This window comes from Micromonospora sp. WMMD1120, assembly GCF_029626235.1.
In the GTDB taxonomy this organism is placed as follows: domain Bacteria; phylum Actinomycetota; class Actinomycetes; order Mycobacteriales; family Micromonosporaceae; genus Micromonospora.
Map to the genome: position 1 here is coordinate 6,055,983 of NZ_JARUBO010000005.1, position 17,536 is coordinate 6,073,518.

Genomic DNA, 17,536 nt, shown 5'->3' on the forward strand with positions numbered 1-17,536 from the left:
AAACGTGCCAACGGACAGGGCGAGCTGCCCGGCATGTCCAGCACCAAGCAGATCCAGGACATCCTGTGGAAGGCCGCCGACAAGCTGCGCGGCTCCATGGACGCCGCGCAGTACAAGGAGTTCGTCCTCGGCCTGGTCTTCCTCAAGTACGTCTCCGACGCGTTCGCCGAGCGCCGCGAGCAGATCGCCGACAGCCTCTCCGACATCCCGGAGAACCGCCGCGCCGAGTTCCTCGACGAACGTGACGAGTACACCAGCGCGAATGTCTTCTGGGTTCCGGAGAACGCCCGCTGGGACTACCTGGTGGAGAACGCGCCCAGCGGCGTCGGAGAGCTGCTCGATGACGCCATGGACGTGATCATGCGGGAAAACCCGGCGCTGACCGGCGTCCTCCCGAAGATCTTCAACCGGGACAACGTCGACCAGAAGCGGTTGAAGGAGCTCGTCGACCTGATCAGCGACGCCCGCTTCACCGGCCACGGCGACCGGAAGGCACAGGACGTCCTCGGCGAGACGTACGAGTACTTCCTGGAGCGCTTCGCCCGCGCCGAGGGCAAGCGGGCCGGCGAGTTCTACACCCCGTCCAGCGTCGTGCGAATTCTGGTCGAGGTGCTGGAGCCCTACGAGGGCCGGGTCTACGACCCGTGCTGCGGGTCCGGCGGCATGTTCGTGCAGTCCAAGAAGTTCGTCGAGGCACGGGCCGGCCGCGACCACGCCCACGACATCGCCGTCTACGGGCAGGAAGCCAACGAGCGCACGTGGCGGCTGGCGAAGATGAACCTCGCCATCCACGGCATGGATCCGGTCGGCATCGGCGACCGCTGGGCCGACACGTTCGCCGACGACAAGCACCCGGACCGGCGGGTCGACTTCGTCATGGCGAACCCGCCGTTCAACATGAGCGACTGGGCACGCCGCGAGACCGATCCGCGTTGGCGCTACGGCACGCCGCCGCAGAGCAACGCCAACTACGCCTGGCTCCAGCACATCCTTTTCAAGCTGGGCGACCGTGGCAGTGCGGGCGTCGTCCTCGCCAACGGCTCGATGTCCTCCAAGCAGTCCGGCGAGGGCGACATCCGCCGGGCGATGGTGGAGGCGGACGTGGTGGCCTGCATGGTCGCTCTCCCGCCGAACCTGTTCCGCACCACCGCGATCCCCGCCTGCCTGTGGTTCCTGACCAAGGACAAGAGCCCGCAAGGCGCGAAGGCGCTGGCCGACCGGCGCGGCGAGATCCTCTTCATCGACGCCCGCGCCCTCGGCACCATGGTCGACCGCACCGAACGCGTCCTCACCGACGACGACATCGCCAAGATTGCCGACACCTACCACGCCTGGCGCGGCACCAAGTCCGCCAAGACCAAGGGCCAGACGTACGAGGATGTGCCCGGCTTCTGCTACTCCGCGAAGCTCGACGAGGTGGCCGCGCGCGACCACGTGCTGACCCCCGGCCGTTACGTCGGTGCCGCCGAAGCCGAAGAGGACCCGGACGCCGAGCCGCTCGCCGACCGTATCGAACGCCTCACCAAGGAGCTGTACGCCCACTTCGACGAGTCGGCTCGTCTTGAAGCTGTTCTTCGCGTTCGCCTCGGCGAGGTAACGCGGTGATATTCGCCGAGTTCCAGGAACTTTTCGCGGCTCCGCTGCGGAACGGCGTTAGCTATCCGTCGGCAACGCGAGGAAGCGGCGTCCCTATGGTGAACATGGGAGAGGCCTTCAAGTACGACGTCATCGCCGATCAAGAGTGTGAGCGCGTTCCTCTATCCGCCTCAGAGCGACAACGGTACCTCTTGGAGGAGGGTGACCTGCTCTTCGTGCGGCAATCGCTGAAATTTGAAGGTGCCGGAAGGTGCATCTACATTGCAGCAGGTTCCGAGCCGCGCACATGGGAAAGTCATTTGATGCGCGTCCGACTCGACCCCACAAGGGCGAATCCTCGCTACTACTACTACTACTTCCGATCTGCGCTTGGCCGCGAATTGATAGAACCGATCATCCACCAAGTCGCCGCTGCCGGCATCCGGGGAAGCGATCTGTCGCGACTACAGGTGCCGATTCCACGTCTGCAGGATCAGCACATAATAATCTCCGTTCTCACCGCCCTGGATGACAAGATTGCGGTCAACGACCGCATCGCGACAACGGTCGATCAATTCTGCGCAGCGCTCTTCGAGAACATCGTTGCAAGAAACAGCATCGGCACCATTGAGCTGGGCGAAATTGCGGCTGTTAACACGAAATCTGTCAAACCAATTACAGGCGGAAGCCTGCGATATATAGATATCGCAAGCGTCGGCGACGGCAGATTTAATTGGCCAGAACTCACCTCTTGGGATGAGGCGCCCGCTCGGGCCCGACGGGGGATTTCGCCAGGCGACACTATCTGGTCCACCGTTCGACCGAACCGCCGGTCCCGCGCTCTCGTGCTCGACGAGGACCCGCTACTCGTCGCCTCCACGGGGTTCGCAGTCATCACTCCCCGCAGCGTTGGTCCCGCATTTCTTTACGAGAGCGCCAGGAGAGACGAGTTCGTCTTATACCTCGAAAGCGTTGCTGAGGGTAGCGCGTATCCAGCGGTACGTGCCGAAAAATTCTTAACCGTACCGGTTCCGATAGCGATGGACGAACACCGGGACAGATTTGAGGTCCTTGCATTTCAGGCCAGGCTACGCGCGCATGCTGCCGTGCGGGAGAACCGGGTTCTGGTAGAGCTACGGGACAGGCTGCTGCCGGAGCTGATGTCGGGGCGGTTGCGGGTCAGGGACGCCGAGAAGGCAGTAGAAGAAGCGGTTTAGGTAGGCAACTGTTCACGGGGAGGGGCTGCGATGGGTGCGGGCGGTTGGATGAGCGAGGCGGACTGGGAGGCGCTTGCGCTGGATCAGCTCGGTGAGCTCGGGTGGGAGCCGGGCGCCGGGAAGGACTTCGCGCCAGGGTCTGGGCAACGGCAGTCTTGGGCTGACCTCGTGCTCGTCGAGGACCTGCGGGCCGCGGTCGAGCGGCTCAACCCCGACCTGCCGCCTACGGCGGTCGCCGACGCGGTGCGGGCCGCTACCGACGTGGCCTCCCGGGAGGCGTTCGCCGAGAACCGAGCGGCACACGAGCGGCTGGTCCACGGCATCCGCTCGATCACGTACACCGACGCGTTCGGTGCCGAGCACAACCCCACCGTGCGCCTGGCCGACCTGGACGACCCCGGCCGCAACGTCTACCGGGCGGTCAACCAGGTTGTGATCGTCGACGGCGACTTCCGGCGCCGGTTCGACATCGTGCTGTACCTCAACGGTCTGCCGGTCGCGATCGTGGAGCTAAAGAACGCCGCCGACGAGAACGCCACCCTGACCGGCGCGCACGCCCAGCTTCAGGCGTACCTCGCGGAGTTCCCGCTCGCCTTCCGGCACACCGTTCTGTGCTTGGTCTCCGACGGGGTCACCGCGAAGTACGGCACCCCGTTCACCCCGTACGAGCACTTCGCGCCGTGGAACATCGACGACGAGGGCGAACGCGTCGACACGACCTCGCCGGACTACGACGGCCCGGAAGCGCTGATCGTCGCCCTCTACGGCCTGTTCAACCAGCGGCGTTTCCTGGAGCTGACCGGCGGGTTCGTCAACTTCACGTCCAAGGCGATGCGGATCGCGAAGGCCCACCAACACTTTGCGGTCATCCGGGCCGTCGAGTGCATCGTGCGGGCGTCGCAGAGCGACGGAAAGGCGGGCGTCGTCTGGCATACCCAGGGGTCCGGCAAGTCCGAGGAGATGGTGTGCACGGCGGCGATGACCGCCCGCCACCCCGCTCTGAAGAACCCGACCATCGTGGTGCTCACCGACCGCACCGACCTCGACGACCAGCTCTTCGACACGTTCCTCGACAGCCAGACACTGCTGGGCCAGGAGCCGGAGCAGGCCGAGACCCGCGCCGAACTGCGGAACAAGCTGTCGAACCGCAACGCTGGCGGCATCATCTTCACCACCTTGCAGAAGTTCGGGCGTACGAAGGAAGAGCGCGACGCCGGGAGGCCGCATCCGCTCCTCTCCGACCGCCGCAACATCCTGGTGATCGTCGACGAGGCGCACCGCAGCCACTACGACAGCCTGGACGGCTACGCCCGACACCTCCGCGACGCGCTGCCGCACGCCACGTTCATCGCCTTCACCGGCACCCCGATCGCCAGCGCCGAGGTGAACACCCGCGCCGTCTTCGGCGACTACATCGACGTGTACGACCTGAAGCGTGCCGTCGACGACGAGGCCACCGTGCGGGTCTACCACGAGCCGCGGATCATTCCGGTGTCGCTGCCGCCGGACATCGACCCGGAGAGCATCGACGAACAGGTGGAACAGCTCACTGCCAGCCTGGACGACGCCGAGCGGCGTAGGGCCGAGGCGTACGCGGCCACCATGAACACCGTCTACGGCGCCCCCGATCGGGTCGACACCCTCGCGAATGACCTCGTCGAGCACTGGGAGAAGCGGCGGGAGCTGATGCGGCCGCAGCTCGGCGGTCCGGGCAAGGCGATGCTGGTCTGCGCGACGCGGGAAATCTGCGTCCGCGTCTTCGACGCTCTCAAGGAGCTACGGCCCGACTGGGCGGACCCCGCCGTCGACAAGGGCAAGATGAAGATCGTCTTCCATGGGGTGCCCAGCGACAAGGAGGTGCTGCGCCCGCACCATCTGCGCCCGTCGCAGCAGAAGACCATCCAGGCCCGCGCCAAGGACCCGGACGACGAGCTGGAGCTGCTCATCGTGCACTCGATGCTGCTCACCGGCTACGACGCGCCGCCGATCCACACCATCTACATGGACCGGCCGATGAAGGGCGCCAACCTGATGCAGGCGCTCGCCCGGGTCAACCGCCGGTTCAGGGAGAAGCAGGACGGGCTGCTGGTCGGCTACGCCCCGCTGACCGAGAACCTGCGCAAGGCGCTCACCGAGTACACGCCCAGCGACCAGGAGGACCAGACCCTCGGCCGCGAGATCGAGCGGGCCATCAGTGAGGTGCACAACGAGATCTCCGTCCTCGAGGCCATGCTCACCCCGGTCAACTGGCGGGAGATCCTGGACGACGAGACGGACCCGACCCGCTGGCGCCGGGCGGTGAAGAAGGCTGCCAACTTCCTGCGCAACCCGCGAACCCCCGGCAACGACGTCGAACCCGGCACGAAGCCTCTGCACCGGCGTTTCCGTGACTCAGCGGGCCGGCTGGAACGGTTCTACACCCTCTGCGCGACCAGCCGCGACTTCACCGAGCGCGCCGGCGACATTCAGCGCATGCGCCGCGACATCCACTACTTCCGCGACGTCCGGGTCTGGATCGTCAAGGAGGAGGCTGCCGACCGGGAGGCCAAGGGCCTACCCAACACGGCCGAGGTGGAACGCTACCTGTCCCAGCTCGCTGCCGAGGTGGTCGACGCCGCTGACATCACCGACATCTACGAGGAGGCGGGCCTCGGCAAGCTCGACATCACCGAGCTCAACGGGGTGGCGTTGGAGCGCCTGCAAAATTCGGAGACCCCGCACCTTGCCGCCGCTGCGCTACGCCGGCTGATCGAGCGGAAGATGCGCGAGGTCACCAAGCACAACGTGGTCCGTCAGGAACGCTTCTCCGCCCTGCTCGAAGACCTGATGAACCGCTACATGCGTCAGCAGCTGACCAGCGCACAGCTGATCGTCGAGCTGGTCGAGCTGGCCAAGCAGGTGTCCGCCGACGCCCGACGCGGCCAGCAGTTCGACCCCCCGCTCAACCACGCCGAACTGGCCTTCTACGACGCCGTCGCGCAGAACGGCGCCGCGACGGAGCTCATGGGCGTCGGCACCCTCGCGCAGATCGCCCGTGAGCTGGTGACGTCGATCCAGTCGTCGATCACCGTGGACTGGTTCTCCCGCGAGCCGGTACGCGCCAAGCTCCGCAGCCACATCCGACGCCTGCTGGCCCGCTACGACTACCCGCCGGACCACGAACGCGCCGCCGTCGACCTGGTCATCCGCCAGATGGAGACCTTCGCCAACGAGTGGTCACCCCGGGCGACCGCGAGATAGCCACAACGAACTCGGACCTCGGCGAACTGCTGAGGGCACGGTGAGCGGTTCTCGTTTGCAAGACACGCCACGCGGCGACGGGCGCCGCACTCCCACCAGCACGTCACTCTCAGGCAGCGCAACGAGGTCTGCGCTCGCCTCAAGCACGTCTGCACCTCCCTGTCTCGGAAACACCACTAGCTTGCGCCGCCGTTAGCTCGAAGCGCAGAGGGTGCTACACGAGAAATTGCTGATAACCAGGGTTATCAGCTCTTCGAAGCCCACGCGCTGGACTCCAGGTCGTGGCTCCTGTTGTGATTCATGGGCGTCGACGATGCGCCGATCCGGCGAGTCGACAAGCAATCCCCCTTCTTCCGACAGGAGCTTCACCATGCGCAAGATCGCTACCCTCGCCCTGCTCGCCACCGGCCTCATCGCGCTCGGCTGCGGTGCCGGCAGCACCGATGACGCGACCGGCAAGGCCGACGCGGGCGGCGCCAAGGGTGACGACAAGCCGAAGACCGCGAAGGTCGGCGAGCCGGCCCGGGACGGGAAGTTCGAGTTCACGGTCAAGTCGTCCAAGTGCGGCGTGGCCAAGGTCGGCAGCGCCCCGCTCGACCAAAAGGCGCAGGGCCAGTTCTGCCTGGTCACGATCAACGTGAAGAACATCGGCAAGGAAGCGCAGATGTTCGACGGCAGCAGCCAGAAGGCGTACGCGGCCGACGGCACGGAGTACTCCGCCGACTCCGGCGCGGCCATCTACGCCAACAAGAACGCCGAGACGTTCCTCAACGACATCAACCCCGGCAACCAGGTGACCGGCGTCGTGGTCTTCGACATCCCGAAGAACGTCAAGCTCACCAAGCTCGAGCTGCACGACTCGCCGTTCTCCGGCGGCGTCGACGTCACCCTGTGAGCTGACTGCCCGCGCCGAGGGCGGGACCCGCGAAGCCCGTCCTCGGAGCACCCCTCCCCCCGCACCACCGCCACCCCGATTCTCAACGCGAGGAGATCGACGTGCGCCGTGCGAGCCAGCCGACCACGACCAGAGTCGCCACGACCAGACAGACCAACCGCCGTGACGTCCGCAAGGACGTCACCCATCCTCCGTACGAAGCACCCACCCTCTTCGACCTAGACCTGCCCGAGCGACCGGAGGGCACCTACCTGACGTCGGTCTACCAGCTCGAACGGGTGACGCCGACCATCGAGGGCCTGCATGAAGCGGTGAACCACCGCTACGTGCGGCAGCACGACTTCCGCATCGAGGAGCGCCTGGTCGCCGGCGCACCGGCGCTGCTGGTGCACGGGACGGTGTCGCGCCAGCGGGCCGACTGGTGCGATGCACTCGTCCGGCTGACCGGGGAGGAGACTGACCTGGGGTTCAGCAGCGGCGGTGCCGCGCTGCTCGTCGCGGTCGACGAGCACGTCTACGCACTGGCCTACGGCACCGTCGGCCGCCACATGGTGGATCTGGACCTGGCCAACCCGGGCTTCGGGATCGGCTTCGCGGTGCGCTCCCTCGCTCCGGAGCAGATCAAGCAGGTACGACGGCGGGTGTTCGGCACCACCGGCCGGGTCGACCGCAACATGGTCCCGGGCGGTCAACACATCCGGATGTACGGCATCGACAAGTGGGGCGAGATCGTCGGCCAGGTCTGCGGGCGGGCGTTCAACCCGAACCTCACCGCCTGCCGGTCCACGGGCAAGGCCACCCCGGTCGAGGGCAGCGACACCCTGCGCATCCACCTCGGCGTCGAACCCACGAGTCTGCTCGCCGACCTGCGGGAGATCGACCGGGTCTGCAAGCAGGAGGCACCCTTCGCTGACCTGGAGTTCATCACCCAGATCCGACCGGTGCCGGCCCGGGATCCCCGGCTGTCGCAGGTGGAGGAGCAGCTGGACCGGCTGCTCAGGTTGCCCGATCCGGCGGAGGTCGGGCTGGCCGTGCCGGGCCGGGTCTTCAGTGAGATCGAGCGGATCCAGTCGTACAAGCTGCGAGTGCCGAAGTCCGGCCTCCGCCCGGTGCACCTCACGGAGCTCACGCTGGCAGACGTGCTCTCGCAGACCGAGGGCGTCCCGGACGGCGAGCGGTGGACGTCGCTCTGCAACGGACGCGTCAACCTCTACGCGGACGCGGCCGGAGACGAGAAGATCGACTCGACGTCCGCGTCACGGTGGATCACTGCGCAGCTCGCCCACGGTGCGAGTCAGCTCCTGCTGCACGAGGGCGGCTGGTACGAGATCGGCGACCGGCACCGCGCGTTCCTTTACGACGAGATCGAGCAGATCCTGGCCAGGCCGGCCAGCATCGCACTCCCGGCCTGGACCACCGACCTGCCGGACGAGGAGGCGTACAACATCCACGCCGCGAAGGTCTGCGGGCTGACCCTGCTGGACCGGCGGCTGCTGCGGACGAGCCAGCACAACCGCGGTATCGAGGCCTGCGACCTGCTCGGACCCGACGACGAGCTGATCCATGTCAAGCGCGCCAAGGGCAGCTCGGCGTTGAGCCACCTCTTCGCACAGGGCGAGGTGTCGGTCGACGCCCTGCGGTACGAGGCCGACGCCCGCACCTCGCTGGCCGAGATGGTCCGTCAGCAGCCGTCGGCACGCGTCATCGACCCCGGCTTCCAGCCCCGCAAGGTCATCTACGCGATCGCCCTCGGCTCCGGCAAGCCCTTGACCGTGGACTCGCTCTTCACCTTCGCCCAGGTCGCGCTCTACCGGGCGATGAAGTCCCTGCGCAACGAGGGCGTCGAGGTCGAGGTCGTCGGCATCCCGTCCGCCTGATCCGTTCACGACATCAGCTCCACCCGCTCAACAAAGGAGAGAACCATGACCGAGCCTCAGCACCAGCCGGATCCGCAGGCCGAACCCCCGGCGCAGCCCGAAACCGTGAGCACCACCAACCCGGAGCCCGTCACTCAGAAGAAGTCCAAGGTTCGGTGGATCATCGCCGGTGCCGCCGTCCTGGTGCTGCTGCTCTGCTTCGGCGGCTGCGGTGTACTGCTGGCCACGACGAACGGTGAGGAGTCGCCCGATCAGGGCAAGGCCCCCTCCACCGCCGCTTCCCAGTCGCGCCCCAGCGCGTCCGGCCCGACCACTGCCGCCGCACCGACGACCGCGCCCGCGACGACGGCACCGCCCGCCCCCGTCTACGACACCCCGACGAAGGGCGACTTCAAGCTCCAGGTCAAGACGCTGCGGAAGAAGTGCTTCGGCAGCGCCGGCTGCAACATCACCTACCGCATCGACGTCACCTACACCGGCGATGGCCTCGACCCGTCCCGCACCTACGAGGTGACGTACGAGGTCAAGGGTGCGGAGGACCCGGTCATCAACACCTTCGAGGTGACCGGCGACTCCGCGTCCGTGCAGCAGGAGGAGACGGCCAGCACGAAGCGCTCCGGCGACAAGCTGACCGCCGTCGTGACCGACGTGTCGGAGCTGTGAGACCCCAATGACTGTGTCCCCTTCACAAGACGTCAGGAGGCGTCGTGCGCCCCGATGAGTTCCTCCGCGCCCTGACCCAACTCCCCCCGCCCCTGCACGACCGCGTCCTCATCCTCCGCCCCTACACCCGCGCCACCCGCTGCGACGGCTGCCAGCGCATCGGTGATGCGGTCCACCTCGCCCTCACCGCCGCCCACTACGACGAGCTGACCTCCGCCGGCGAACTGCTCGACACCGCCGAGCGCCTCGCCACTGCGCACACCGAGCACGCTGCTCGCAAGGCCGACTGCCTGCCGCTTCCCGGCCAGCAGCGCGGGCGCGGCCGGGTGCTCCGCTGGGCGCAGGCGCCGCTTCCGCTGGTGGCGGCTACCGACGCCAGCTGGAAGGGCCGCGCCGGTGGCATCGGGTACGTGGTCAGCGACGGTCATTACGGTCTGCTCGGGCGGGGCACCGGCCGGCTCGACCCGACCGGCAGGTCCCGGGTGCTCGTCGACGAACTCCGCGCGGTCGACTATCTCCTCGCCGGGTTTGACGAGGTGCCAGCGGGCATGACCGTGCTGCTGGACAGCCTGACGGCCGTGCGGTACCTGCACCGCTGGCAGGCTGGCGAGACCGACGCGATGCCCACCGGTTACAGCCTGCGGCAGCGCCGCTGGTCGGACAAACCGACCCTGGTCCGGCTCGCCGAGCAGGTGGCCCACCGTCCCGACCTGACGTTCGCGCACGTCAAGGGGCACAGCGGCCACGCCCTCAACGAGGCCGCCGACGGCCTGTCGCACATGGCCCGCCGTCGGCGGGAGGAGTCCTTCGACCTGCGTCCTCGGGCGCACGCCCTGGTCGACGCGTTCCTGCGCGACTGGCACGCGAACGCCACGCTCTGAACCCTCCCGGGCGCCCGGAGCGGCCGGCGCTGGACCACTGATTCGTTTGCGAGATCAGCTCGACAGCGTCCAACCACCATCACCACCTCCCGAGCCCCAGCCGGGCCGACAGCGGACTTCCCACTTCCACCGCTCACCCCGGGCGGGCCGACGAACCGTCGGCCCGCGGACACCACACGCCTGGAGACGACAATGACCGAGCCTGCGCAGCCCACCACCCCTCTGATCGATCTGATCTTCGACCGGCTCGCCAACGACGATGTCCCGACCGAGACCGCCGAGCTGGTCCTCGCCGCCCTGACCGGCGAGGACAACCTGACCGCCGCGCTCGCCGGCACCCCCACCCAGCTCGAGGGCCACTCCCGCACCGACGACGGTCCGGCGGAACGGATCTGGTTGAAGTCGGTGACCGTCGCCGGGTTCCGCGGCGTCGGCCCGGAGCGGACCATCCAGATCGGCCCCGGACCGGGTTTCACACTGGTCGTCGGCCACAACGGCTCCGGGAAATCCAGCTTCGCCGAGGCCGCTGAGCTCGCCCTCACCGGGGACAGCGCCCGGTGGGCCGACAAGACCAGCGTCTGGCGTACAGGGTGGCGCAACCTGCACAACCCGGACCCGTGCTGGGTCGACGTGGAGCTGCGCGTCGACGGGGTGGCCACGCCGACCCGGGTGCACCGGGCCTGGCCGGTCGGGGCCGAGCTCGCCGACGCCGAGGTGACAGTCACCAGCGCCCGGGGTCGGCACGCCGGCCTCTCCGACCTGGGTCTGGCCCGTCCACTGGAGCTGTACCGGCCGTTCCTCACCGCCGCCGAGCTGGGCAAGCTCGCCGCCGGCACGCAGAGTCAGCTCTTCGACGCGCTCTTCGCGATCCTCGGGCTGGACGCGCTCAGCGACGCCGACCAGCGTCTGCTGCGCGCCGCCCGGCCGCACGACACCACCATCAAGGAGGTACGCGCACAGCGTGCCGCCCTGGCCAACGCGCTCACCGACATCGCCGACGACCGGGCCCGGTGGACCGCCGCACTGCTGCGCGGGCGGGGCGCTGTCGACCTCGGCGCGGTGACGGCGATCCTCGACGAGCCGGACGAGGCGACCACCGACCGGGAGGTGCTGCTCTGCCGGGAACTCGCCGACCTCGCCCCGCCGCCGGTCGACGAGGTGACCCGGCTGGCCGGTCAGCTGCGGGAGGCGGCGACCGAGGCTCTGCGTTACGACGGTGGTCGGTCCCGGGCGGCGCTGCGTAGCGCCGAGCTGCTCTGTCTCGCCCTCGAACATCACGAGGATGAGGGCGACGGCCCGTGTCCGGTCTGCGCCACCGGCACCCTCGACGGTGGGTGGCGTACCGCCGTCGCGCAGTCGCTGACCGAGCTGCGACAGCGCAGCGTCGCCGCCCAGGCCGCGGCGAACCGACTCACCGCTCTGCTGCGGCAGACGCACCACCTGATCGACGACCTCAGCGTGCCTGAGGGCGCCGGGTCGGAGCCGACGGTCGGGGCGCTGCGCGACGCCGTGGCCGCACTGCGGCGCGTACCCGGAGAACCGGCCGAGTTGGCCGACCACCTGGCGGCGCGGTACCCGGCGGTGGTGGCGGCGGCGGACGCGGCCCGCGCGTACGCCGAGGGGTTCCTGCGGCAGCGCGACACCGGCTGGCGGGCGGCGGCGGCCGACGTGCGCGCGTGGGTGGCCGTCGCCGACGGGCTTGCGCCGCGCGAGGCGACCCTGGCCCGATTGAAGGCCGCGCGCGCCTGGCTGAAGGACGTCAGTGCGGAGATCCGCAACGAGCGGGTAGCGCCGTTCGCCGAGCACTCGCAGCGGATCTGGGCGCAACTGCGGCAGGAGAGCAACGTCGAGCTGGGGTCGATGACGTTGGAGGGCACGAACACCCGGCGGCGTGTCGTCTTTCCGGTCAGCGTGGACGGCGCCGACAACGGCACCGCGCTGGGGGTGATGAGTCAGGGCGAGATGCAGGCGCTCGGGTTGGCGACGTTCCTGCCGCGTAGCTGCGCTCCGGAGAGCCCGTTCCGGTTCATCGTGGTCGACGACCCGGTGCAGAGCATGGACCCGTCGAAGGTGGACGGTTTCGCCCGGGTGCTCGCCGAGCTGGCCGAGGACCGGCAGGTGGTGGTCTTCACCCACGACACCCGGCTGCCCGACGCGGTCACCCGGCTCGGCCTCGGCGACGCCCGCATCGTCGAGGTGACCCGCGCGGAGAAGTCGGTGGTGACGTTGCGGCCCGGCTCCGACCCGGTCACCCGTTACCTGGACGACGCACACGCGTTGGCGCGCAACGAGGAGATCCCCGCCGAGGTACGCGGGCCGGTGGTCGCCGAGCTGTGTCGCTCCGCGGTCGAGGCGGCCTGCCACCGGGCGGTGTGGCGGGCCCGGGTGGCGCGGGCTGTCCCGCACGCCGACATCGAGGCGGCCATCGAGGACGCGTCCCGGCGGCTGGCCACCACGGTCGCCCTGGCGCTGTTCGACAACCCAGATCGGGGTGGCGACGTGCGCAACGAGCTGCTGCGCCGGCACGGACGACGGGCCGTCAACGCCTACCAGGCGTGTCGGGAGGGCGTGCACGGGGCGAACCTGACGGACCTGCCCGGGCTCGTCGCGGACGCCCGCCTCCTCGCGGGGGCACTGTCGTGACCGCGCCGACGCCGCAGCGCTGCCTCGCGGCGGCCGATCAGTTGTTGCGCGGGTCCGGTCTGCTCGGTGCCGCGGCGGTGAGCGCCGGTTGGTGGCCGCAGGCCTGCGCCTGTCTGATCCGGCTCGCCCTCGAAGGTGGCATCGACGCCTACTGGCGGCGGGTGAGGCCGGCCGTGGCGGCGTGCCGGCAGGGCCGCGCGAAGCAGTTGATGCTACGCGGTCGGCTCGGCCCGGGCACCGAAACCGCCCGCCGAACGGCGTTCGCCTGGGCGAGCCTCTCCGCCGCCACGCACCACCACTGCTACGAGCTGGCCCCCACAGCGGCGGAGCTGCGTCGCCTGCACACCGAGGTGAGCACCCTGCTCGCGCAACTCGAACCGACCGCCCGCACCCCGAACGAATTCCACACCCGCCGGTCACCGCGGCGTCCTGGCCCGCTCGCCCCGAACATGTGACCTGATCAGTCACTCGCGTTTGGACACTACGCGCGACGAGATGCCGCTCCGGTTGAGCCGGCGTGACCGACTTGACACGTACTGTGATTTCCCGCTGTCGATCATGGAGGACGTCGGATGGCAGAACCCGAAGAATCCGAGAGCGAACTCGCCATACCCATTGACTACGTGCCCGGTGCGCGTGGTCACGCTGTTCTCGCCGTCGGCCCCGACGCGGACGGTGCCGAAGCTGTGGCCGTGTGGCGGCTGAGCCCGACCGGACGTGCCGGCGGGGCGTGGGTGGTACGCCTCGATGACGTCGCGAAAGAGGACCAGCTTCTTCACATCATGTGGATGTTGCAGGGGCGATGCCTGGTGGGGTGGGACCCGGAGACTCCGGTCGCGATCCTGGAGAGCGTCGCCCACGTACTGCCACCGGAATTGGTCAGCACGCTGCGGGGGCACGTGCTGACCGTCCCCGAGCTCCTCACGGAGATCATTGACCACCGGTCCGCCTACGCCGAGGCGGTCGACCGGCAGCGTGCGCTGTCCAAGTCGAAGCTCGCCCCGCTCGCGTGGCCCAGCGAGGTGCCGGATCACGAGGATTTGGCGATCCGGCTCGCCGTGCAGCCCCGCGCCGCCTCGCCAGTCGCGGGGACGGCGCTGGCCCTGACGGCGGCTGTCACCAGGACCGCCCAGGTTTGGCAGGACACCGAACAGGCGCGGTATCGCCGAAAGTATCTGCGCGCTCTGGGCGAACCACAGCCGCTGCCTCCACGGTGGTTGGCCGTACTGCGCGCCGCCGCCGACAAGTCCGCTCCGGCCACGATCTGAGGAGTTGACTCGACATGTACGCAGTTATCGACCTGGAGACGACCGGCCTGCGCACCAGTTGGCACGACCGCGTGGTCGAGGTCGCCGTCATCCACCTCGACGGCGCCGGGCAGGTGACGCATGAGTGGTGCAGCCTGGTCAACCCCGACCGGGATCTCGGACCGCAACTCATCCACGGCATCTCGGCCGCCGAGGCACGACGCGCACCGGAGTTCGGTCGGCTCGCAGGCCACCTCGCCGGCCTCCTTCGCGGGAGAGTGCTGGTCGCCCATAACCTGCACTTCGACGCCGCTTTTCTCCTCGCCGAATACCGCCGGCTGCGGATTGAAGCGCCGATCAGCCCGGCAGAGGGCTTGTGCACCATGCGGCTGGCCGGGCACTTCCTTCCGTCGGCCGGTCGCAGCCTGCATGACTGCTGTCGCGCGGCCGGGTTGCCGCCGCACCAGGCGCACTCCGCTCTGCATGACGCCAGGGCAGCGGCGCAGCTTCTGGCCCGCTATCTGCGGGACGCGGGAACGCCGCCCCCTTGGACGTCTGTCATTGACGCCGCTGCGGCTGCGCCCTGGCCACCCGTGGCTACCGAAGCAGTGGTGCCGGTGCCTCGCCGAAGCCCGGGGCACCGTGACGAGCACTTCCTGGCCCGCCTGGTGGACCGGCTTCCGCGGCTCCGTGATCCGCAGGGTAACGCGTACCTGGACCTGCTCGACCAGGCACTGCTTGACCGGCATATCTCGGCCAGCGAGGCGGATGCCCTCGTCGCCATGGCCGAAGAGCTCGGCCTCGCCCGAGTCGACGCCGATCACCTGCACCGCACCTATCTGGCGAATCTGGCGGCCGCGGCGTTCGAGGACAACATCATCACGTCAGCCGAACGCCACGACCTGGACCAGATTGCTACATTGCTCGGGCTGCAGGCCTCCGACGTCGACCATGCACTCACAGTCGCTCTTGACGTTGGTACGGCCCAGCCTCACACCAAGAGCTGGCGGCTCCAACCTGGCGATCTGGTGGTCTTCACCGGCGCGATGGACCCACCGCGGTCGTCCTGGGAAGAGAACGCCGTCGCGGCAGGGCTGCAAGTCGGCGACAACGTCACCAAGAAGACTCGCCTCCTGGTGGCCGCCGACCCCGACTCGATGTCCGGCAAAGCCAAGAAGGCCCGCCAGTACAGCGTGCCGATCGTGCACCCCATCGCGTACCAGCGCATGCTCGCCGACATCAACCGGTAATACCGTCCAAGAAACGAACTCACCCATCAGTACGGCGTCTACCCTAAGGAGTTAAAGGCATGGCAGAAGATGCCCTCGACGAACCGGTCCTGGAGGCAGCCGGACGTGGGCAGCGTGTCCTCGACCTCCTGGACAAGGCGATTGCTCTGCAGACTCCACTGGTACAGAAGAACATCGCCCGGGCCCGCCAGCGGAACCCAGAGGCGACACCGGCAGAGGTAGTCCGCAACCTGGAGCGGATGTACGTCAGCGCATTGGCCGGGACGGGCGCCGCAGTCGGGGGGTCCGCAGCGGCACCCGGCGTTGGCACGGGCGTCGCACTGGCGCTGTCGGCCGGTGAAGCTCTGTCATCCCTCCAGCTGAGCGCCCTCTTCGCGCTCTCGATCGCCGAAGTCCACGGCGTCCGCATCGACGAGGTCGAACGCCGTCGGACAATCGTCATGGGGATCATGCTCGGCGGGTCCGGCTCGGCCACCATCACCAAGGTCGCCGAGCGCACCGGGCAACACTGGGGACGTCAGGTGGTCGCCAAGGTGCCTGTCGCCACGTTGCGTCAGATCAACAAGGTCTTGGGAAAGCACTTCATCACGAAGTTCGGAACCAAGCAGGGAATCATCGTGCTCGGTCGAGTGGCGCCCTTCGGCATCGGCGCTGCGATTGGTGGCGGTGCCAACGCTGCCCTCGCCGCCCTGGCCGTGCGGGCCGGTCGCCGCGCGTTCGGCCCACCTCCGGAATCCTGGCCGTGACCGACGCGCAGCGCACCGCCAAGGCGGCTGGAGATCCTGCCTGAGGTAGTGGCGAGGCATTGATCGACTGCCCGAACCGGGCCCTGGTATTCACGTTGTTCAGCCGTAGCGTGGAGCGATGACCGGGAACGCCCGCGACGTCGTCGACCGCTCAGACGCACTGGGCCGGACGGACTTTGTTCGGGTTGGCCGCCACTGCGGCGATAATCGCCGCTCAGCTGGCCGGCCTCACTCGGCTCGACCTTCCCCTGGTGCTCGGAGCGCTCGTCACCGAGGACCCCGACCGGGCTGGGTCGTCGGGTTCTTTCTCCACCTCTGCGCCGGTCTGGGTTTCGCCCTCGGTTACGCGGTCACATTCACGCTGTTGCAGCGTGCCACCCGGTGGATCGGCGGAGGCCCGCCGGTCAGGCCGCACTCGCCATCCGGGACGCGCCCACCTCCGGGTAGGGTCGCCAGCATGGCGATTCCCCACCTGACGGCTGCTGACGGCACCTCCCTGCCGGTGATCGGGCTCGGCACGTACCAGCTGAACGGCTCGGCGGGTGTCGACGCGATCGGTCAGGCGATCCGGGCGGGTTACCGGCTGATCGACTCGGCGGTGAACTACGAGAACGAGGGCGCGGTGGGCCGGGCCGCCCGGTCGGCGGGCGGTGCGCGGGACGAGTTGGTCATCACCTCGAAGTTGCCGGGTCGGCACCACCGCTACGACGAGGCGCTGACCGCCATCGAGGAGAGCGTGTTCCGCACCGGCCTGGACCGGATCGACCTGTACCTGATCCACTGGCCGAACCCGAAGCAGGACCTGTACGTGCAGGCGTGGCGGGCGTTGATCGAGGCGCGCGAGCGCGGGCTGGTGAAGCACATCGGCCTGTCCAACTTCCTGCCGGAGCACATCGACCGGCTGGTGGCCGAGACCGGGGTCGCCCCGGTGGTCAACCAGATCGAGGTGCACCCCTACTTTCCCCAGCAGGACGCCCTGGACTATCACCGTGAGCAGGGCATTCTCGTGCAGGGTTGGAGCCCGCTCGGGCACGGCAACGACCTGCGACAGCACCCGGTCATCGGGGAGATCGCCGCCAGCCATGGCGTGACGCCGGCGCAGGCGATCCTCGCCTGGCACGTTGCCCGCCAGGTCATCGCGCTGCCCAAGGCCGCGTCGCCGCAGCGGCAGGTGGAGAACCTGGACGCCGTCGGGCTCTCGCTCACCGCCGCGGAGGTCGAGGCCATCACGGCGCTGGGCCGCCCGGACGGCCGGCTCGCGGACCAGGACCCCGCGGTGTACGAGGAGTTCTGACCAACCGA

The 17,536-nt window shown here is 68.7% G+C and carries 13 protein-coding genes; all 13 read left to right on the forward strand.

Features of this window, described 5'->3' with window-relative positions; genetic code table 11:
• Positions 1-33 precede the first annotated feature (33 nt).
• The 13 genes from O7634_RS27935 to O7634_RS27995 all read left to right on the forward strand — a co-directional run bounded on the left by O7634_RS27935 (position 34) and on the right by O7634_RS27995 (position 17,528).
• Positions 34-1,605, forward strand: a complete 1,572-nt coding sequence (locus O7634_RS27935; protein WP_278153105.1) for a class I SAM-dependent DNA methyltransferase — start codon at positions 34-36, stop codon at positions 1,603-1,605.
• Positions 1,602-2,792 (forward strand): restriction endonuclease subunit S, encoded by a 1,191-nt coding sequence (locus tag O7634_RS27940; RefSeq protein WP_278153106.1) that lies wholly within the window; start codon positions 1,602-1,604, stop codon positions 2,790-2,792. Before O7634_RS27935 ends, O7634_RS27940 begins: the two co-directional genes overlap by 4 nt.
• Positions 2,793-2,840: 48 nt before the next feature.
• Entirely contained in the window at positions 2,841-6,032 is a 3,192-nt protein-coding gene (locus O7634_RS27945) for a type I restriction endonuclease subunit R (protein WP_278153107.1), read from the forward strand.
• A gap of 370 nt (positions 6,033-6,402) precedes the next feature.
• Positions 6,403-6,927: a DUF4352 domain-containing protein gene (locus O7634_RS27950; RefSeq protein WP_278153108.1), complete on the forward strand. Its 525-nt coding sequence runs from the start codon at positions 6,403-6,405 to the stop codon at positions 6,925-6,927.
• A 101-nt stretch (positions 6,928-7,028) separates the two neighbouring features.
• On the forward strand, positions 7,029-8,804 hold the full coding sequence (locus tag O7634_RS27955) for a DUF6119 family protein (RefSeq protein ID WP_278153109.1): 1,776 nt from the start codon (positions 7,029-7,031) through the stop codon (positions 8,802-8,804).
• A gap of 45 nt (positions 8,805-8,849) precedes the next feature.
• Positions 8,850-9,467, forward strand: coding sequence for a hypothetical protein (locus O7634_RS27960; RefSeq protein ID WP_278153110.1), 618 nt, complete (start codon positions 8,850-8,852; stop codon positions 9,465-9,467).
• A gap of 44 nt (positions 9,468-9,511) precedes the next feature.
• Positions 9,512-10,348: an RNase H family protein gene (locus O7634_RS27965; RefSeq protein ID WP_278153111.1), complete on the forward strand. Its 837-nt coding sequence runs from the start codon at positions 9,512-9,514 to the stop codon at positions 10,346-10,348.
• 192 nt (positions 10,349-10,540) lie between these two features.
• Positions 10,541-12,991, forward strand: coding sequence for an AAA family ATPase (locus tag O7634_RS27970; RefSeq protein WP_278153112.1), 2,451 nt, complete (start codon positions 10,541-10,543; stop codon positions 12,989-12,991).
• The gene (locus O7634_RS27975) at positions 12,988-13,446 is read left to right on the forward strand and encodes a hypothetical protein (RefSeq protein ID WP_278153113.1); all 459 of its coding nucleotides are present in this window, start codon (positions 12,988-12,990) and stop codon (positions 13,444-13,446) included. The genes O7634_RS27970 and O7634_RS27975 overlap by 4 nt, the downstream gene beginning before the upstream one ends.
• A 117-nt stretch (positions 13,447-13,563) precedes the next feature.
• The gene (locus O7634_RS27980; RefSeq protein ID WP_278153114.1) at positions 13,564-14,259 is read left to right on the forward strand and encodes a DUF6218 family protein; all 696 of its coding nucleotides are present in this window, start codon (positions 13,564-13,566) and stop codon (positions 14,257-14,259) included.
• A gap of 14 nt (positions 14,260-14,273) precedes the next feature.
• Positions 14,274-15,488 (forward strand): exonuclease domain-containing protein, encoded by a 1,215-nt coding sequence (locus tag O7634_RS27985; RefSeq protein ID WP_278153115.1) that lies wholly within the window; start codon positions 14,274-14,276, stop codon positions 15,486-15,488.
• A 59-nt stretch (positions 15,489-15,547) separates the two neighbouring features.
• A complete protein-coding gene (locus tag O7634_RS27990) occupies positions 15,548-16,234 on the forward strand; it encodes a hypothetical protein (protein ID WP_278153116.1) in 687 nt (228 codons plus the stop codon).
• A gap of 457 nt (positions 16,235-16,691) precedes the next feature.
• Positions 16,692-17,528, forward strand: coding sequence for an aldo/keto reductase (locus O7634_RS27995; RefSeq protein ID WP_278153117.1), 837 nt, complete (start codon positions 16,692-16,694; stop codon positions 17,526-17,528).
• Positions 17,529-17,536: the final 8 nt, after the last annotated feature.

Coding starts and splice junctions, on each gene's coding strand:
- O7634_RS27985 (WP_278153115.1), top strand. CDS start 14,274: ATGTACGCAGTTATCGACCTGGAGACGACCGGCCTGCGCACCAGTTGG.
- O7634_RS27935 (WP_278153105.1), top strand. CDS start 34: ATGTCCAGCACCAAGCAGATCCAGGACATCCTGTGGAAGGCCGCCGAC.
- O7634_RS27950 (WP_278153108.1), top strand. CDS start 6,403: ATGCGCAAGATCGCTACCCTCGCCCTGCTCGCCACCGGCCTCATCGCG.
- O7634_RS27990 (WP_278153116.1), top strand. CDS start 15,548: ATGGCAGAAGATGCCCTCGACGAACCGGTCCTGGAGGCAGCCGGACGT.
- O7634_RS27995 (WP_278153117.1), top strand. CDS start 16,692: ATGGCGATTCCCCACCTGACGGCTGCTGACGGCACCTCCCTGCCGGTG.
- O7634_RS27970 (WP_278153112.1), top strand. CDS start 10,541: ATGACCGAGCCTGCGCAGCCCACCACCCCTCTGATCGATCTGATCTTC.
- O7634_RS27945 (WP_278153107.1), top strand. CDS start 2,841: ATGAGCGAGGCGGACTGGGAGGCGCTTGCGCTGGATCAGCTCGGTGAG.
- O7634_RS27980 (WP_278153114.1), top strand. CDS start 13,564: ATGGCAGAACCCGAAGAATCCGAGAGCGAACTCGCCATACCCATTGAC.
- O7634_RS27960 (WP_278153110.1), top strand. CDS start 8,850: ATGACCGAGCCTCAGCACCAGCCGGATCCGCAGGCCGAACCCCCGGCG.